Genomic DNA, 17,364 nt, shown 5'->3' on the forward strand with positions numbered 1-17,364 from the left:
GCAGACGCGTCAACGTCCTCCACGCCATACTCCGCACCCGCACCCCCTACGAGGCCCGCCAAAGACTCACCGCCGCTTGACTCACACATCAGGCTGCACCTCCGTGTACCAGGGCTGCGGCGTGGTCGACGGCGTACGCGACGTTGCCGTCGGGTGGGAACAGGAGTGCGCGGCCGACGACGAGGCCGCGGACCGACGGGAGGCTCATGGCCTTGCCCCAGGACGCGTACGTCTCTTCGGGCGCGACGGTCGGATCGCCGCCGAGGAGCAGCGTCGGGAGGGTGGTCGAGTCCATGACTCGGTCCAGGTCGTCGACGACGGGGAGCTTGAGCCAGGTGTACGCGCTGGTGGCGCCCAGGCCGGCGGCGATGTTGACCGATTTGATCACTGAGTCGGCGTCGAGCACATTGGTGACTCGGCCGTCGCGGCGGGTGGACCAGAACGGCTCGACCATCGCCATCAGCTTGTGTTCGGCGAGTTCGGTGACAGCTTTTGCGCTGGCTTCGAGCGTGGCTACGGTGCCAGGATCGCCGAGGTCGATGCGGGTCAGCATCTTGCCGCCGTCGAGGCGACGGGAGGCGATGTCGGCTGCTGTCGCGTACGCGGTGAAGCGGTCGTCGAGCTCGAAGGCCGAACCCTGGAGGCCGCCGCGGTTCATCGAGCCGATGACAACCTTGCCCTCGAGTGCGCCTAGCAGGAGGAGATCTTCGAGGACGTCGGGGGTTGCGAGGACGCCGTCGACGCCGGGCCTCTCGAGTGCCGTGATCAGCCGGTCGATCAGACCCGGGCGGCTGGCCATGGCGAGGCGATCGTCACGTACGCCGAGGGCACCACGGGCCGGGTGGTCGGCGGCGACGATGAGCAGGCGACCATCCTCGCCGACGAGCTCGCGAGTCCGACGCCGCTGCCACGCGTCCGCAATCCGCTCAGGATGACGGACCCGAATCTCAGTCAACTCAGCCAACCGAGCCCCATACCCCTGCCCAACCCCAACCACATACGCCGGCACCTGCGACGGCACCTGCCCCGCTAGCTGCGACGGCACCTGCTCCGACCCCTGCCACGGCTCCCGCCCAGCAGGTTGCGACGGCCCGTGCGCCGGTGCCTGAGACGGCTCCTGCCCCGGCGTTTGCTCCGATCCCTGCCATGGCTGCTCCGCTAGCTGCGACGGCACCTCCTCCGATCCCCGCAACTGCTGCCCCACTGGTTGCGACGGCAGTTGCTCCGATCCCTGCCGCTGCTGCCCCACTGGTTGCGACGGCAGTTGCTCCGACCCCTGCCACCGCTGCTGCCGCCCCGCAGGTTGCGACGGCAGTTGCTCCAACCCCTGCCACTGCTCCTGCCCCGGCGGTTGCAACGGCACCTGCTCTGATCCTGGCGACGGCGGTTGGCCTGATGGTTGCGACGATGGCTGCGCTGGTCGTTGCGGCGACGTTGGCCCGGCTGGTTGTGCCGGTGGTTGCGACGGCACTTGTGCTGCCGACTGCGAGGGCGGTTGCTCGGTTGCGAAGTCCAGGTTGGCGATTGCTGTCGTCTGGTCGTCGGCGGCGGGGGCGGGCTGGTCGGTTGGGATCGGTTGACCGGTCGGAGTCGCCGGGCGCCACGCGGAGGCGGGCGCCTCGTGTCCCACGTCTCGGCGAGGTGCATGGTGACGTGCCGGACCTTGGGGTGTGGCTGGACCCTGTGGTGTGAGGGAGCCTGCAGGCGGTGCGGCTGGATGGGATTGTGCTGAGTCAGGCCATGCCTCGACGGTCGGGTCGTCGGAGTACCCCGGTACCTGCGCGACCACGGTTGGGTCGTTGGCGCCAAGTGGTGTGGAGGGGACGGCGACTGTTGGGTCGTTGGGGCCGGATGGGTGGGTGGCCGTGGGGTCGTCGGGGCGGCGACGGCGGGGGACGGCCGGGTCATCGGGGGTGTGGGTGATGACCGTGGGGTCGTTGTCTGGGTTGGGGTTGCGGCGCGTGGGTGGGGGTTCGGGGGTGGGGGTTGGGACTGTGGGGTCGTTGTCTGGGTTGGGGCGGCGGATGGGGATGGGGCGGCGGGAGTCGGGGGTCTGGTCTGGAGGGGTCATGCTTCATCACCCATGTGGGAGAGGACTTCCTTGGTGGTGGGCATGGCGGTGGAACATTCGAGGCGGGACGCGACGATGGCGCCGGCTGTGTTGGCGAAACGGATGATCTTCTCCAGAGGCCAGCCGGACAACAGGCCGTGGCACAGCGCGCCGCCGAAGCCGTCGCCGGCGCCAAGGCCGTTGACGACCTCGACCGGGTACGGCGGTACCTCGACTCGTTCGTCCCGGGTGCGGGCCAGCGTTCCCTTGGGGCCTTGTTTGACGACGGCGAGTTCGAGACCACGGTCCAGCAACGCCTGCGCAGCCTTGTCCGGATCCGTCTCGCCGACCGCGACCTCACACTCCTCACGGTTGCCAACAGCAACCGTGCAGTACTCCAGCGCCCGGCTGACCTGCTCGTGCGCCTCGCTCGGATCGGCCCAGAACATCGGCCGGTAGTCGAGATCCAGCACCGTGATCGGCCGGCGCCCACGAGCTTCCCAGGCAGCGAAGTGCGCCGACCGCGAGGGCTCGGCCGACAGCCCGGTCACCGTGGACCAGTAGATCCGCGCGTCCCGGATCGCGTCGAGATCGAGCTCGGACGGGTTGATGACGAGATCCGGCGCCTTCGGGAACCGGTAGAAATACAAGGGGAAACTGTCCGGCGGGAAGATCTCGCAGAACGTGATCGGCGTCGGCAACCCGTCGACCGGCGTCACGAACCGGTCGTCGACGCCGAGTTCGAGCAGCGTCCGATGGATGAACGTGCCGAACGGATCGTTCCCGGTCCGGCTGATCACCGCCGACTTCCGCCCGTGCTTCGCCGCGGCCACCGCCACGTTCGTCGCACTGCCACCCAGGAACTTCCCGAACGTCGTGACGTCCTCCAGGTGCGTACCGATCTGCAGCGGGTAGAGGTCCACCCCGATCCGCCCGATCGTCAGTACGTCGTCCGCCATCACACCGCCACCCGTTCGTCGACTGTCAACAACGTCATCACACGGCCTCCGCGATCCCGCGCAGATGCGCGATGCTCGCCCGTACGTCGACCACCGGGCCCACGTCGGCAGGCCGATCCAGGAGGATCGTGTCCTGCTCCAGCACATACCAGCCGTCGTACCCGGCCTTCTCCAGCGTGCTGACGATCGCGGTGAGGTCGATGTCGCCGGCGCCGAGCGGGCGGTACATGCCCTGCCGGACGGCGTCGGTGTAGGTGACCTCGCCGGCCTGGACCTTCGCGGCCCAGCCGGCGTCGACGTCCTTGAGGTGGGTGTGCTTGATCCGGGCGGTGTGGTCGAGGGTCAAAGCGACCGGGTCGACGCCACCGATCAACAGGTGGCCGGTGTCCAGGGTGAGGCCGATGGACGAGCCACGCAGGACCCGGTCGACGTCGTCGGTGTTCTCGACCATGGTGCCGACATGCGGGTGGATCGTGGCCAGCACCCCGCGGTCGGCGGCCAGCGCGGACAGCTTGTCCAGGTTGGCGAGCAGCGTGCCCCAACCGTCATCGTCCAGCACCGGGCGGTCGTCGTACCCCTCCTGGCCGGTCGCGGCGGCGAGGACCAGCGTGGTCGCACCGGCGGCCACGAATCCGTCGAGAGCGGCGGTGACCTCGAGAGCAGGGTCGTACGACGGGTCGTGCAGCACGACCGGGACGAATCCGCCGACGGCCCGCAGGCCCACATCGGCCAGCGTCTTCGCCTTGTCGGCCGGTTCGTCCGGCAGGAATCCGATCGGGCCGAACTCGGTCGCGGCGAGGCCGACGGCACGCATCTCGGCCAGTACCGTCTCCGCGTCGTACTGCCAGCCCCAGCCGGGGACCTCGCAGACGCCCCACGAGATGGGGGCGCCGGCGATTCGGGCAGCGAGATCAGTCATCGAGAAAGTCTCCTCTTCAGGGTTTCAGGGTGACGACGCGGTTTTCGTGCCGGGACTGCTCGCACGCGTCGGCGATGCGGAAGGCGGCGAGCGCGTCGCGGACAGTGCAAGGCACCTCGCGCGTGCCCGCGGCAACCTCGGTGAAGGCGGTCAACTCGGCCACGTACGCCGGCTGGAAGCGATCCATGAAGGTCAGATGCGGCTTGCCGTCCGGGAACGTGACGCCGGGCTCCGCCGAGCGCAGCGCGGTGTGCTCGTCCAGCCCGACCGCGACCGAACCCAGACTGCCCAGGAGCTCCATCCGTACGTCGTGCCCCGCGCCGTTGTAGCGCGTGCCGCTGACCGCAACGAAGGTGCTGTCGTCCAGCGTGAGCAGCGCGGCCGCCGCGTCCACATCGCCGTACTCGCCGAAGAAGGCCTCGCCGCGGTTGGCGCCGGTCGCGTAGACGCTGACGACCTCGCGGCCGGTGACGTACCGGATGATGTCGAAGTCGTGCACCGTGCAGTCGCGGAAGAAGCCGCCGCTCTGCGGGATGTACTCGCGGTGCGGCGGGAACGCATCGTTCGTGTTGGCGCGGATGTGGTGGATGAAACCGAGCTCACCGGACTCGACCTTGGCCCGCGCAGCCTGGTAGCCGGCGTCGAAGCGGCGCTGGAAGCCGATATGCACCGGTACGTCGGACGCCTCGACCAGCTCGACCACGCGCTGCGTCTCGGCCAGGTCGAGCGCGACCGGCTTCTCGCAGAACGTCGGGATGCCCACCGCGATCCCGGCCGCGATCAACTCAGCGTGCGCCGACGTGGCGGCGGCGATGACGAAGCCGTCCAGCCCGCTCGCCAGCAGGGCCGGCACGTCCGGGGCGAACTCCACGCCGAGGTCCTTCGCGACCACTTCGGCACGACTCGGGTCGGCGTCCGCGACGACCACCTGATCCACCGCCGGCAACCCCTTGAGCGTCGCGGCGTGGAACGCCCCGATCCGCCCCACCCCGACCAACCCGATCCGCATCCCCTGCCGCCCTCTCTCGTCGTACCCGGCCAGTGGCCAGGCGCAGTCAGTCGACGGCTCCAGCATGGTCCGGCGCCGCCCGCCCGGCCAGCTTTCCGGGCAGGCGAAGACGTGTCAATAGTTTGTTAGCACATTCGGACGTGCAGACATACATACCTTGCTCGGGTACCATCCGGCCATGGCCGCCCTGCCGATCAGCATCGATCGGACGAGCCCGGTGCCGCTCTACCACCAGCTCGCCGAGCAGCTGACCGCGGCCATCAGCGGCGGCACGCTGCGCCCCGGCGACCCGTTCGAGAACGAGATCGCGATGTCGGACCGCCTCGGCCTGTCCCGGCCGACCGTCCGCCGGGCCATCTCCGAGCTGGTGAACAAAGGCCTGCTGGTCCGCCGCCGCGGCATCGGCACCACGGTCGCGAACCAGATGGTGCACCGCAAGGCTGAGCTGACCAGCCTGTACGACGACCTCGTCCGGGAGGGCCGGACACCGCGGACCGATGTGCTCGCACTCAGCTGCGAGGCGTACGACGACCGGGCTGCCGAGGTGCTCGGACTGCCGCCGGGCAGTCCGTTGGTGTCGATCGTGCGGCTGCGGTACGCCGGTGATCTGCCGCTCGCGATCCTGCGGAACTGGTTGCCACCAGCAATGAACGACCTGACCGTGAAGGAGCTCGAGACCGACGGCCTGTACGCCGTACTCCGGGCTCGTGGGGTCCGCCCGACCGTCGCGCGCCAGCGGATCGGCGCCCGCAACGCGACCGCCGAGGAACGCCGTACCCTGCACATGTCCAAGGCCGAGCCGCTGGTCACCATGACCCGGTCCGCGTACGACGCCGACGGGTCGCCGGTCGAGTTCGGCGACCACTGCTACCGAGCCGACCAGTACTCCGTCGAGGTCCTCGTCTCCGACCGGTGATCGGCACCGCTGAAGGGCGCAGCGAGCGGAACCACGAACAGGGCAACCCGCAACGACGGGTCGAGCGCATTCCAGACACCGTCCGCGAGGTCTTGCCAGCCGCTTCCGATGCCGACGACCTCGGGGTAGCCGGAGGTGATCACATCGGCGGCAGTCCCGGCGTACGTGCTGACGTGGACGGCCGTTGCCGGCGGCAACTCCGGGACGAACAGCGACGGGTGCTCCACCAACTCTTGAGAAGCGCCGGGGACCGACCGGGCCGAGCCGACGATCAGGTCGGTCCCGTCCGTCGACGCGGTCGCGAAGATCCGCGGCGTACGGATCGGCGGGTCCGGCTCATACGCGTGGTCCCGCAGGGCCAGCTGCAGATCACGCCCGGCCGTCCGAGCCACCGCCAGCTCACTCACCTGCGTTCCGTTGCCCACGACAACCCAACCGTCCCCGCGCACCGCCGCGGTGTAGTGCCGCAGGTCGTCGGTCGACGCACCCGACACGTCCTGCACCACGACTGAGTCGTCCGACAGCACGAGCTTCCGGCCCTGCGACGCCGCCGTACGCCCGGTCAGCCAGTACGCCGCGAACGCCACCCCCTCTCGATCCCGCCCCAGCACCAGCCCACGGCCCGGGTACTCCACCGAACCTACGACATCCACAAGTCCACGCACGACGTCATCCTCGCATCGCAACAGTCGGGCTGCGGAAACCTCGTTGCGTGGCACGTTCGGGTACACCTACCGTGAACCGGTGACTTTGGATCCGTATGGGGACGAGGAACTCGTCGAGCTGTACGACGTCGACAACCCGGCCGGGGACGACCACGACTACTTCCGCGAGGTGGCCGACACGCTCGGGGCCACCAAGGTCATCGACCTCGGCTGCGGGACAGGCCTGCTGACCAGGTCTCTGGTGAAACCCGGACGCGTCGTCATCGGAATCGACCCGAGCCCGACGATGCTGAACTTCGCGCGCCGGCAACCGGGAGCCGACGCAGTGACCTGGATCGACGGCGACGCCTCCGCGATCGCGGCCACCGGAGACGTCGAGCTGGTCGTGAGCAGCGGCAACACGATGATGCACGTCTCCGATGACGATCTCCCGTCCGCGCTCAAGTCGTGCGCGGGTGCCCTGCGGTCCGGCGGCGTCATCACCTTCGAGAGCCGCAACCCGGCCGTGCGTGCCTGGGAGAGCTGGACGAGGCAAGCGACGTACGGCGAACGCGACACACCGGCCGGGCATCTGCGCGAATGGGTCGAGGTGACCGAGGTGGACGGCGGTCGGGTGGTGTTCGACGCGCACAACCTGTTCGACGACGGCCACGATGCCGTCTACACCACCACTGTCTACTTCCGCACCGCCGAGGAAATCACCGCTGCCCTCGAAGCCGCCGGCTTCGGCGCCGTCACCATCCAAGGCGGCTGGCACAACGAGCCCGCGACCAGAGACTCCCGCCTCCTCATCTTCCACGCCACCAAGCAATAGCCCAGCGCAGCTAGCCGGATGGGATCCATCCGGCTAGCCGGCGGAACTCAGGCCTGGTTGGCGAGGAGCGTCCGGACCAGGCGGAGGCCGACTGACAAGTGCGCCAGTTCGGGGCCTTCGGTTTCGACGATCTCCTCGAGCATGGTGGCGGCTCGGGACAGGGCTGCTTCGTTCTGGTCCTGCCAGGTGATGACGCGGTCCTCGGGCTCGTCGGTCGCGTCCGTGGTGGCGAGGACCTGGCGGGTCAGGCGGGCGTGGACCGCGTGCAGGTCGTCCCGCAGCGCGGCCCGGGCCATCGTCTGCCACCGGTCGGTGCGCGGCAGGCCGATGATGCGTTCCAGGAAGCGGCCCAGTTGCAGGCGCTCACCGAGGGCGAGGTGGACCTTGGCGACCTCGAGGATGTCGAGGTTGTCACGGGACGCGGTCTCGACCACGCCCAGTCCGGCGTACGCCGGGGGAAGCACCGCGATCCGGGTGGCGAACTCGGGCGAAACCCCCTTCTGCACAAGGGCTTCCCGCCGTTGCTCGAACAGCGCCAGTTCGCGACCGCGCAGAATGTCCGGCAGCGCGGCGGTCAGGCTCGCGATCCCGGGCGCGAAGAACTCGATCAGTTCCTCGATGTCGACCGGTGGCCGCTGGTTGCTGACCAGCCACCGCGTGGCGCGCTCGACCAGCGTCCGGGTCTCCAGCCGCATGTGCGTCTGCGTCCCAGCGTCGACGATGTTGTCGAGGGCAGCGTTCTCGGACAGCAGCTCGGGTTGCGCAAAGATCCGGGAGGCAGCCAGGTTCGCGCGGACGACGTCCTCGACCGTGCCGCCGGTCTCCAGCGAGAGCCGGTGGTACGCCGTGATGCCGGAGGTGTTGACGAACTCGTTCACCACCTGGGTGGTGATGATCTCGCGACGCAGCTGGTGGGACTGGATCTGCTCGGCGAACCGCTCCTGGATCGCCTTCGGGAAGTAGCTGGACAGCTTGTGCGCCAGGTAGTGGTCGTCCGGCAGCGAGGTCTTCAGCAGCTCGGCCTCGAGCACGATCTTGGTGTAGGCGATCAGCACCGACAGCTCCGGCGAGGTCAGTCCACGTCCGTCGGCCTTGCGCCGCTTGAACTCGGCGACGCTCGGCAGGAACTCCAGCTCGCGGTTCAGCAGTCCTTGCTTCTCCAGCCGCCGTACCCAGTCCTGGTGGACGTGCATCAGGGCCGGCGCCTGCGCGGTCGCGTTGGCCAGCGCGATGTTCTGCCGGTAGTTGCTCTTCAGTACCAGCCCGCCGACCTCGTCGGTCATCGACGCGATGATGTCGTTGCGCTGCTTCTCGGTCAGGTCACCGTCGGCAACCACCTTGTCGAGCAGGATCTTGATGTTCACCTCGTGGTCGGAGGTGTCGACGCCGGCCACGTTGTCGATGAAGTCGGTGTTGATCCGGCCGCCACCCGCGGCGTACTCGATCCGGCCCAGCTGGGTGAAGCCGAGGTTGCCGCCCTCGCCGACCGCGCGGGCGCGCAGGTCGGCGCCGTTGATCCGGATCGCGTCGTTCGCCTTGTCGCCGACGTCGCCGTGCGACTCGCTCGACGCCTTCACGTAGGTGCCGATGCCGCCGTTCCAGAACAGGTCGACCGGTGCCTTCAGGATCGCGTTCATCAGCTCGGCCGGCGTCAGCGTCGCCGGGCTGCCCTCGATGCCGAGCACCTCGCGAACCTCGGCCGAGATCGGGATCGCCTTGTCGGTCCGCGGGTAGATGCCACCGCCTTCGGAGATCAGGCCCGAGTCGTAGTCGGCCCAGGACGACCGCGGCAGATCGAACAGCCGCCGCCGCTCCAGGTACGACTTGGCCGCGTCCGGTGCTGGGTCGAGGAAGATGTGCCGGTGGTCGAACGCCGCGACCAGCCGGATGTGCTCCGAGGCCAGCATCCCGTTGCCGAACACGTCACCGGACATGTCGCCGACCCCGACGACGCTGAAGTCCTCGTTCTGGCAGTCGTGGCCCATCTCGCGGAAGTGCCGCTTGACCGACTCCCAGGCCCCGCGCGCGGTGATGCCCATCGCCTTGTGGTCGTACCCGACCGAGCCACCGGACGCGAACGCGTCGCCCAGCCAGAAGCCGTACTGCTTCGCGACCCCGTTCGCGATGTCCGAGAACGTCGCGGTGCCCTTGTCCGCGGCCACGACCAGGTAGGCGTCGTCACCGTCGTACCGAACGACCTCCCGCGGCGCGACGATGCCACCGGCAACGATGTTGTCGGTGATGTCGAGCAGCCCGGAGATGAAGGTCTTGTACGACGCGATGCCCTCGGCCAGCCAGGCGTCGCGGTCAACGCTCGGATCGGGCAGCTTCTTGGCGTAGAACCCGCCCTTCGCGCCGACCGGCACGATCACCGAGTTCTTCACCATCTGCGCCTTGACCAGGCCGAGCACCTCGGTCCGGAAGTCCTCGCGCCGGTCGGACCAGCGCAGCCCACCGCGGGCGACCGCGCCGAAGCGCAGGTGCACACCTTCGACCTGCGGTGAGTACACGAAGATCTCGTACGCCGGCCGCGGCTGCGGCAGATCCGGGATCGCCTTCGGCTCCAGCTTCAGCGAGATGTAGTCACGCGGCTGGCCGTCGGCGATCCGGGGCTGGAAGTAGTTCGTCCGCAGCGTCGCCTTGATCACGGTCAGGTAGGACCGCAGGATCCGGTCCTCGTCCAGGCTCTGCACCGTGTCCAGCGCGGCCAGGATCTCCTTCTCCAGCTGGGCAGTCTGAGCGATCCGGTCCGGGTCGTCGGCGGCGCCGCGGGCCGGGTCGAAGCTGACCTCGAACAGCTGGACGAGCAGGCCGGCCACGTCGACGTGGTTCAGGAACGTGTTCTCGATGTAGTCCTGGCTGAACGGCGTACCGCCCTGCCGGATGTACCGCTGGTACGCGCGCAGGATCGACACCTGACGCCAGCTCAGGTTTCCGCGCAGGACCAGCGCGTTCAGCTTGTCCGACTCGGCCCGGCCCTGCCAGACCGCCTGGAAGGTGTCGGAGAAGAGCTTGCGCAGTTCCTCGCGCTCGTCGGTGTTCTCCGGCGCCTTCAGCCCGAAGTCGTAGATGTACACCGTCGCGTCGCCGCGGCGGATCTCGTACGGGCGTTCGTCGATGACCTCGACGCCCATGTGGGTCAGGTGCGGCAGCACCTGCGACAGCGACAGCGCCGATCCGGTCCGGTAGACCTTGAAGCGACGTTCGCCCTCCCATTCCTCGTCCAGCGGACTGTAGAGCGACATGGCCAGGCCGTTCTCGGGCGGCAGCGCCTCGAGCACGGTCACGTCCTTGACGGCGACCCGGGCGTCGAAGTCCTCCTTGTACGCCTCCGGGAACGCACCGGCGTACCGGCGGGCCAGCTGTGCCACGGCACCGTCGCCACCCTGCGCGTGCAGCGCCGCGGTGAAGTCGTCCTCCCAGGCGCGGGTCGCCTCGACCACCTTCTGCTCGAGCAGCTCGGCGTCGAACTCCCCCACGGTCTCGCCCTGCTTCATCCGGACGACGAAGTGGACGCGAGCCAGCACCGACTCGGTCACGTACGCCGCGTAGGTGACGGACTCCGCGCCGATGGCGTCCTTGAGGATCTGCTGCATCCGCAACCGGACCGCAGTGGTGTAGCGGTCACGCGGCAGGTACACCAGGCAGGACAGGTAGCGGTTGTAGACGTCGCGCCGTACGAACAGCTTGACCGCACGCCGCTCCTGCAGGTGCAGCACCGACTGCACGATCGGCAGCAGGTCCTCCACCGGCGCCTGCAGCAACTCGTCGCGCGGGTACGTCTCGAGTACGTCGAGCAGGCCCTTGCCACTGTGGCTGTTCGGGTCGAAGCCGGTCAGCCGGAACAGCTCCAGCGCCTTGCGCCGCAGCACCGGCACCTGCATGACGCTCTCGGTGTACGCCGTCGACGACAGCAGACCGATGAACCGGCGCTCCAGCACCGGATCGCCGTTCGCGTCGAACTGCTTGATGCCCACATAGTCCAGGTACGCCGAGCGGTGCACGGTGGACCGCGAGTTCGCCTTGGTGAGGATCAGAAGCTTGCGCTCACGGGCCTTCGCGCTCACCTCGGGCGGCAGCTTGCCGGAGTTGGGCTTCGGGTCCGGCCGGAGGATGCCCAGCCCGGTCCCGGGACGGCCGCGCAGGATGCCCTGCTCGCCCTCCATGGTGAAGTCGTACTCGCGGTAGCCGAGGAAGGTGAAGTGCTCGTCGGCCAGCCACTCCAGCAGCTCGCGCGCCTCCTCCACCTCGTTCTCGCCCACCGGCAGATCGGCCGCGTTCAGCTCCTCGGCGATCGAGACCGCCTTCTCGTGCATCTTCGGCCAGTCCTCGACCGCCTCGCGCACGTCGTGCAGCACCGTCTGCAGCGCCCGCTCCAGGGCCCGCTGCTCGGCGACGTCGGCGATCCGCTCGATCTCCAGGTGCATCCAGCTCTCCCGGACCAGATCGTGCGCGTCCGAGGGCTCGGTGTCGTCCAGGACCTCCTGCAGGGTGCCGGCGACGTCCCGCCGGACCACGAACTGGGGGTGGATCAGCAGCTGCAACTCGAGGTTGTGGTCGGTGATGGCCATGGACGCGCTGTCCACCAGGAACGGCATGTCGTCGACGACGATCTCGACCACGGTCCGGCCGTCCGCGGCCCAGCCGTGCTCCTCCAGGGTCGGCGTGAAGACGTGAACCTTCGCCGTACCCTGCGGCCGCGATGCCGCGGTCTTGTAATGGTGCCGTGCAGCGCCCAGACAGTCGGTCGGCTGGCGTTCGGCCACATCCTCGGCGGCGACGTAGCGGTAGTAGCGCTCGAGGAACGTCCTCAGCTTCGCCGGATCCACCGATTTGTCGTGCCCATGTGCTCCCGCAGCCACCGCCTTGGCGAGAACTTCCGCCTTCTGGACGTCCAGCTTGCTCTGCATTCCCCACCGTCTCCACGCGTGCCTCGGCGCCGCTCGCGCCGGACCGCACGACATTGTGCGATCACTCAGAGACTAGTCCACCTTTGTCACTGGTGTGATGTCGGGACGAGCCTGTCCGAAGCCTTGTAGATCACACTTCACGGATCGGTTGCATCGCGTATTTCACCTGTCAGCAAAGCGCAACGCCAGGGCCGGGCAGGCAAGGATCGCGCGGCGTACGTCCGGCGCGGCACCGGCACTGATCTCCCGTCCGCGCAGCACCGGGAAGCCCCACTCGTCGAGGGCGACGTCGTCCGGCAACAAGGTGGCGCAGAGGCCGTGCCCGTCGCAGCGCGTCCAGTCGATCTCCAGTCTATTCACCACTCGCCTCCAGGCACAGGTAGGACTCCGCGGACGGGCCGGCCGCAGCCGCCACCACCACCGAGGTGGAGCCGCACGTCCTCGCCGAACACCTCCAGCGCCGACGCGAGGAACCGCGCGGAGCCGTCCGGATGCGCGCACGCGCCCCGCCCCGGGACGAGGCCCAGGTGACGCTGGGCGTCGTGCCAGCCGGCCGGCTCGCCACGTACCAATCTGCCGAAGTCGTCGACCAGAGCCGCGAGGCCGAACACACACGGCCCGCACTGCCCGGCCGATTGACTCGCCAGCCAGCCCGCGACCCGGTGCACTTCGCCCAGAGGACAGGTGTCCGAGCCGAGCGCGAGGATGATCCCGGCCGACGCATCCGGTCGCTGCAGCGTCAGACCGTCGGTCCGCGCCGGCCAGCGGCCGTGGTACCCACCCAGCAGCACCGGACCGGGCTCCGCACCGGCGAACTGCAGCACGGTGTCCAGCGGCACACCGGTCGGCGTCTCGATCACACCCGGCTGCCGCACGGCGCCGGCGATCGTCAGCAACTGTGTCCCGGGCTCACTGATCAGTCCGGTGCTGCTGAACCCCTTCGACCCGAGTCGCGCGAGTACGGCGAGCTGCGCGAACGTCTCCACGTTCGACAGGAACGTCGGCCGCCGGTGGTACCCCTTCCGCGTCGGCAACACCCTCCGCCCAGGCGGTACGGCGGGGCCGCCCTCCAACGCGCTCAGCACAGCACGGGCCTCACCTGCGACAAAGCGGCCGGGGGTGTCGCTCACCTCGATCGCCACACCGTCGTCCCGCTCCACGATCGCTTCCCGAACGGAGGTGGCCGCCACCGCATCATGTACGGCGATCAGCACGTGGGGTGCACCAAGTGCGCGGGCCAGCCCGACAGCACCGTCCAGGACCAGGTGCGGCGCGACTGTCAGGAGTAGACGGTCCTTGCGGCTGACCGGCTCGCTCTCCGCCCCGTTGACGACGACAGCCGCGATGCCGCGCGCGGGGAGGTCGGCCAGCTTCAGTGCGACCGGGAACGCCGCACCGCCGCGTCCTCGCAGGCCGACGGACTCGGCCAGCCGCGTGTAGGTCTCGCGGGTGAGGTCCGGCTGGGTCCCGTGGGTCCAGTGATGGCGCTGCCGGTCCAGGCGACCCAGGTCGAAGCCCGCCAGCAACCGTGGCTCACCGATGACCCGCACCCGGGTGTCCTGCAAGGTCGTCATCGCATTCTCCCGGCTCGTGCGAGGTTGAGCGGCGTACGGGCACGTGCCGCCTGGCTGCGGGCGCGGTACGCACCCGCAGCGGCGACTGCGCCCAGGCAGCTGAGGGTGATGGCGAGCAGCCAGGGGGTGCCGCGGTCGGTGCCGGCCAGCAGTGAGTGTCCGACGGACAGCAGCCAGCCGATGGATGCGGCGATGTGGATCGAGCGCCAGTGCCTGGTGAGGGTCTCCGACGTCGCGAGGCGGCCGCGGGCTGCTCCGACGATGGCGGCGAGCACCAGCCCATACAGGGCAAGCACACCGACGACCATGGCGAAGGGGCGGTAGCCGGAGCCGACCGGCCAGACCAGGACGGTCGGACTGATGTCGACGTACGCGTCGGAGATGACCGCGATGACATGCGTCGTCAGCAGGACCAGACCGGTGGCTGCCGCCGAGCGGTGCACGTACTGCAACCAGAACCGGCGGCCCGGGTCGCGGCTGCCCGAAGTGAGGATGCCGAGCGAGGCCGACACCGTGAACATGACCATGGCGACGATGCCCGCCGCGCGGGCGAGGTACCAGAGCGTCATCAGGCTGCCACGCTCGACGCCGGCCAACCGGACAGCTCAGTGACCTCACCGTCGTCGTCGATCAGCCGGGCGGGGTGACCAGCCAGGGTCAGTCGCCCGAGTGCCGCCTCCCCTGTCGCGACCAGCGCCGTACTGAAGGTGTTGGCCCGTACTGCGGTCGGCGCCCAGACCGATGCGGTACGCCACCGACCTTCGGCGGGCTTGCCGGTGCGGGGGTCGATCAGGTGGTGTGCGTAGCCGGTCGGCGTCTGCCAGCGTCGTACTGTCCGGGTAGAGGTCGTCAGGCCGCCGTGAGCGAGAGTGACGAGTACGCCGGGGTCACCGGCGCGCTCGGCGACTGTGATGACCCAAGGCTGGACCGGATCGCCGGCCGCACGAAGGTCTCCACCGATCTCGACCAGGACTGCACAGCCGTAGCGCTTGCTGAGCACCAGAGCGGCCCGGTCGGCGGTCCACGCCTTCGCGGTCGCGCCGAGGTCCAGAGCACAGTCCTTCGGTACGCCGAGCAGCGCGAGCTTCCGGTTGAGCTGGACGTGCTGCCAGCCGGAGATCGGCTCCGGGTCAGCCGGTGGTTCCGGGAACCGCCGGCATACCGCCTCGATGTCTTCGCTGTAGCCGGCCGCGATCACCGCGGCGCCGACCGTCGGGTCGACCGCGCCACCGCTCACCGAGGCCGCGACCAGACTGACGTCGACCAGGTCGACGAGCAGGCGCGATACCGGTACGAGGGCGCCGGCGCGGGAATTGACGATCGAGAGCTCGGAGTCCGCGCGGAATCGGCTGGCCGCCTTGTCGACCCGATCCATCAGCGCCTTCAGCTCACCACAGGCCGCGCCGAGAACGGCCGGGTCGTCGACGGTCAGGCGGACTGTGCAGCTCCACGCGGTCCAGGTCCGGGACGCGCTCATGAGCCGTTGCTCCCGCCCTGCGAGGTCGAGCCGGACGACGCGGAGCCGAGCCCACTCGAGCTGCCGTCATCCGAGCTGGAACCAGAGCCGGAGCTGCCGCTCGAGCCTGAGCTGCCGCTCGAGCCTGAGCTGCCGCTCGAGCCGGAGCTGCCGCTCGAGCCTGAGCTGCTGCTCGACCCTGAGCTGTCGTCGCCGGAGCTGGTGGAGGTCGCCGTCGTGCCGGAGCTGCCGCTGTCGGCCTGCCGTGCGGACACGACCGCGACGGACAGCCCAGTGCCGCCGATGCCGAGGACCGCTGTCGCGATCGCGGCCGCGGACGCCCGGCGCAGCCAGCGCCGGCGGGCTGAGTGGGACTCTTCGAACGCCTCTGTGGTGACCATGCCGCCAGCCTCGCGGCAGGCCCGTCAGACGCACTCCAAGAGACCGTCAAGCCAGCATCAAGTTCTGCTGAAAGGTCTCTGAGAGGCCCTCTCAGCTCAGCAGTTCCCGGTCACCTCGGGTGGGCAGTCGTTGCCCTCGTGCTTGCGGATGGTGTCGACGATCTCGTCCGACACCTCACCGAGCACGGCCAGCCGGTCGGGCCCGAAGACGTCGACGAAGAACTCGCGGATCCGGGCCGCGTGGGCCGGCGCACAGGCCTCGATCGCCGCCATCCCCTCCGCGGTGATCGCGATCTCCGGGTACCGGGAGTCACAGGCCACCTTCTGGATCAGGCCGCGCTTCTCCATCCGGGCCAGGTGGTGCGACATCCGGCTCTTCTCCCACTGGGTCGCCCGGCCCAGCTCGAAGGCCCGCATCCGCCCGGTCTTCGACTCGGACAGATTCACCAGGATCTCGAAGTCGGATTTGGACAGGCCGTACTCACGCTGGAGATGACGCTCCATGTGTGTCTCCAGCGTCTTGTGCATCAGCAGGTAGCTGCGCCACGCCTTCTGCTCGTCGTCGTCGAGCCACGGTCCCTTGCCCACGAGAACCATGGTACCCGACCGGGTTGACACATCAACCGAGCGAGCTACCATCGGTCGTGTTGACACATCAACCTAAGCACTGGGGAGTTCGATATGACTGAGCAGAAGCTGATCGCCGTGGTCGGAGCCACCGGGGCGCAGGGCGGCGGACTGGCCCGCGCGATCCTGGCCGACTCGTCCGGCGAGTTCGGCGTACGGGCGCTGACCCGCAACCCGGAGTCGGCGAAGGCGAAGGAACTGGCGGCGGCCGGCGCCGAGGTGGTCGCGGCCGACCTCGACGACGAGGCGAGCGTGCGAGCAGCCTTCGAGGGCGTGTACGGCGCGTTCGTGGTGACGAACTACTGGGTCGACCGCACTCCCGAGGAGGAGGCGGCACGGACCCGCGCGGAGATGGAGCTCCAGCAGGCCGCGACCGCCGCGACCGCCGCGAAGGACGCCGGCGTCGCGCACGTGATCTGGTCGACGCTCGAGGACACCAGGCCGTTCTTCAGCGATCGCGACGACGTACCGAGCCTGGACGACGGGCGCTACAAGGTGCCGCACTTCGACGCGAAGGGCGAGGCGGACGATCTGTTCACGAAGTACACCGTACCGACGACGTTCCTGCGGACCACGTTCTACTTCGATGCCTTCATCAACGGGATGCCGCCGGCCCGCGGCGAGGACGGGAAGCTGACGATCTCGATGCCGATGGCGGACCGGCTGCTGTCCGGGATCGCGTCGGAGGACATCGGCCGGACCGCTTTCGCGATCCTCAAGCGCGGCACCGAGTTCATCGGCGAGACCGTGAGCATCGCCGGCGACCACCTGACCGGCAAGGAGTACGCCGCCGGCCTGTCCGACGTACTCGGCGAGGAGGTCGTCTACCAGCCTCCGACCTGGGAGGCCTACCGCGCACTCCCCTTCCCGCTGGCCATCGAGTTCAGCAACATGTTCCAGTTCTACGCCGAAGACGCCGACCGCTTCACCGGTGAGCGCGACCTGGCCAAGGCCCGCGCCCTCAACCCGGCCCTGCAGTCCTTCGCCACTTGGCTGGAGGCCCACAAGGACGAGCTCAAAGCCTCGCAGAACTGACGAGTCCGCGAGACGGCCCAACGTTTCCG

15 protein-coding genes are annotated in these 17,364 nt (G+C 69.1%); 4 read left to right on the top strand and 11 right to left on the bottom strand.

The window, feature by feature from the left end:
- Positions 1–88: 88 nt before the first annotated feature.
- From E0H75_RS27975 to E0H75_RS27990, 4 genes are all read right to left on the bottom strand, one after another.
- Positions 89–964, bottom strand: coding sequence for a Cgl0159 family (beta/alpha)8-fold protein (locus E0H75_RS27975; RefSeq protein WP_131516661.1), 876 nt, complete (start codon positions 962–964; stop codon positions 89–91).
- A 1,103-nt stretch (positions 965–2,067) separates the two neighbouring features.
- The gene (gene iolC / locus E0H75_RS27980) at positions 2,068–3,009 is read right to left on the bottom strand and encodes a 5-dehydro-2-deoxygluconokinase (RefSeq protein ID WP_131516662.1); all 942 of its coding nucleotides are present in this window, start codon (positions 3,007–3,009) and stop codon (positions 2,068–2,070) included.
- Between the two features lie 37 nt (positions 3,010–3,046).
- Positions 3,047–3,928 carry a sugar phosphate isomerase/epimerase family protein gene (locus E0H75_RS27985; protein WP_131516663.1) on the bottom strand — a complete coding sequence of 294 codons (882 nt, stop codon included), beginning with the start codon at positions 3,926–3,928 and terminating at the stop codon, positions 3,047–3,049.
- 16 nt (positions 3,929–3,944) lie between these two features.
- Positions 3,945–5,003, bottom strand: coding sequence for a Gfo/Idh/MocA family protein (locus E0H75_RS27990; RefSeq protein WP_238163322.1), 1,059 nt, complete (start codon positions 5,001–5,003; stop codon positions 3,945–3,947).
- Between the two features lie 112 nt (positions 5,004–5,115).
- Between E0H75_RS27990 and E0H75_RS27995 the strand changes: the two genes are divergently transcribed.
- Positions 5,116–5,853, top strand: coding sequence for a GntR family transcriptional regulator (locus E0H75_RS27995; RefSeq protein WP_131516664.1), 738 nt, complete (start codon positions 5,116–5,118; stop codon positions 5,851–5,853).
- On the opposite strand, the gene E0H75_RS28000 is transcribed toward E0H75_RS27995, so the two are convergent.
- Complete coding sequence (locus tag E0H75_RS28000) at positions 5,805–6,518, bottom strand: IMP cyclohydrolase (protein WP_165554087.1); 714 nt, start codon at positions 6,516–6,518, stop codon at positions 5,805–5,807. The two genes, E0H75_RS27995 and E0H75_RS28000, sit on opposite strands and share 49 nt — an antisense overlap.
- A gap of 79 nt (positions 6,519–6,597) precedes the next feature.
- Between E0H75_RS28000 and E0H75_RS28005 the strand changes: the two genes are divergently transcribed.
- On the top strand, positions 6,598–7,332 hold the full coding sequence (locus E0H75_RS28005; protein ID WP_131516666.1) for a class I SAM-dependent methyltransferase: 735 nt from the start codon (positions 6,598–6,600) through the stop codon (positions 7,330–7,332).
- Between the two features lie 47 nt (positions 7,333–7,379).
- On the opposite strand, the gene E0H75_RS28010 is transcribed toward E0H75_RS28005, so the two are convergent.
- The 5 genes from E0H75_RS28010 to E0H75_RS28030 form a co-directional block, all read right to left on the bottom strand.
- Positions 7,380–12,242 (bottom strand): NAD-glutamate dehydrogenase, encoded by a 4,863-nt coding sequence (locus tag E0H75_RS28010; RefSeq protein ID WP_131516667.1) that lies wholly within the window; start codon positions 12,240–12,242, stop codon positions 7,380–7,382.
- Between the two features lie 162 nt (positions 12,243–12,404).
- The gene (locus E0H75_RS28015) at positions 12,405–12,602 is read right to left on the bottom strand and encodes a ferredoxin (protein ID WP_131516668.1); all 198 of its coding nucleotides are present in this window, start codon (positions 12,600–12,602) and stop codon (positions 12,405–12,407) included.
- Positions 12,599–13,816 carry an NADH-ubiquinone oxidoreductase-F iron-sulfur binding region domain-containing protein gene (locus E0H75_RS28020; RefSeq protein ID WP_131516669.1) on the bottom strand — a complete coding sequence of 406 codons (1,218 nt, stop codon included), beginning with the start codon at positions 13,814–13,816 and terminating at the stop codon, positions 12,599–12,601. Before E0H75_RS28020 ends, E0H75_RS28015 begins: the two co-directional genes overlap by 4 nt.
- Complete coding sequence (locus E0H75_RS28025; protein ID WP_131516670.1) at positions 13,813–14,385, bottom strand: hypothetical protein; 573 nt, start codon at positions 14,383–14,385, stop codon at positions 13,813–13,815. The genes E0H75_RS28020 and E0H75_RS28025 overlap by 4 nt, the downstream gene beginning before the upstream one ends.
- Positions 14,385–15,293 carry an FAD:protein FMN transferase gene (locus E0H75_RS28030; RefSeq protein WP_131516671.1) on the bottom strand — a complete coding sequence of 303 codons (909 nt, stop codon included), beginning with the start codon at positions 15,291–15,293 and terminating at the stop codon, positions 14,385–14,387. Before E0H75_RS28030 ends, E0H75_RS28025 begins: the two co-directional genes overlap by 1 nt.
- A gap of 6 nt (positions 15,294–15,299) precedes the next feature.
- On the opposite strand from E0H75_RS28030, the gene E0H75_RS28035 reads away from it, so the two are divergent.
- Complete coding sequence (locus E0H75_RS28035) at positions 15,300–15,755, top strand: hypothetical protein (protein ID WP_131516672.1); 456 nt, start codon at positions 15,300–15,302, stop codon at positions 15,753–15,755.
- A gap of 14 nt (positions 15,756–15,769) precedes the next feature.
- Here E0H75_RS28035 and E0H75_RS28040 read toward each other — a convergent pair whose 3' ends face one another.
- Positions 15,770–16,261 (bottom strand): MarR family winged helix-turn-helix transcriptional regulator, encoded by a 492-nt coding sequence (locus E0H75_RS28040; RefSeq protein ID WP_238163323.1) that lies wholly within the window; start codon positions 16,259–16,261, stop codon positions 15,770–15,772.
- A gap of 93 nt (positions 16,262–16,354) precedes the next feature.
- Here E0H75_RS28040 and E0H75_RS28045 point away from each other — a divergent pair, with 93 nt between their 5' ends.
- Positions 16,355–17,335: an NmrA/HSCARG family protein gene (locus E0H75_RS28045; RefSeq protein ID WP_131516674.1), complete on the top strand. Its 981-nt coding sequence runs from the start codon at positions 16,355–16,357 to the stop codon at positions 17,333–17,335.
- Positions 17,336–17,364 lie beyond the last annotated feature (29 nt).

Origin of the sequence: Kribbella capetownensis (genome assembly GCF_004331485.1) — a bacterium.
Taxonomy (GTDB): domain Bacteria; phylum Actinomycetota; class Actinomycetes; order Propionibacteriales; family Kribbellaceae; genus Kribbella; species Kribbella capetownensis.

Bases quoted from the DNA above. Each gene is read 5' to 3' on its own strand.
- E0H75_RS28010 (WP_131516667.1), bottom strand. From the start codon at position 12,242: ATGCAGAGCAAGCTGGACGTCCAGAAGGCGGAAGTTCTCGCCAAGGCG.
- E0H75_RS28030 (WP_131516671.1), bottom strand. From the start codon at position 15,293: ATGAGCGCGTCCCGGACCTGGACCGCGTGGAGCTGCACAGTCCGCCTG.
- E0H75_RS28025 (WP_131516670.1), bottom strand. From the start codon at position 14,385: ATGACGCTCTGGTACCTCGCCCGCGCGGCGGGCATCGTCGCCATGGTC.
- iolC (WP_131516662.1), bottom strand. From the start codon at position 3,009: ATGGCGGACGACGTACTGACGATCGGGCGGATCGGGGTGGACCTCTAC.
- E0H75_RS27990 (WP_238163322.1), bottom strand. From the start codon at position 5,003: ATGCTGGAGCCGTCGACTGACTGCGCCTGGCCACTGGCCGGGTACGAC.
- E0H75_RS27985 (WP_131516663.1), bottom strand. From the start codon at position 3,928: ATGACTGATCTCGCTGCCCGAATCGCCGGCGCCCCCATCTCGTGGGGC.
- E0H75_RS27995 (WP_131516664.1), top strand. From the start codon at position 5,116: ATGGCCGCCCTGCCGATCAGCATCGATCGGACGAGCCCGGTGCCGCTC.
- E0H75_RS28020 (WP_131516669.1), bottom strand. From the start codon at position 13,816: ATGACGACCTTGCAGGACACCCGGGTGCGGGTCATCGGTGAGCCACGG.
- E0H75_RS28045 (WP_131516674.1), top strand. From the start codon at position 16,355: ATGACTGAGCAGAAGCTGATCGCCGTGGTCGGAGCCACCGGGGCGCAG.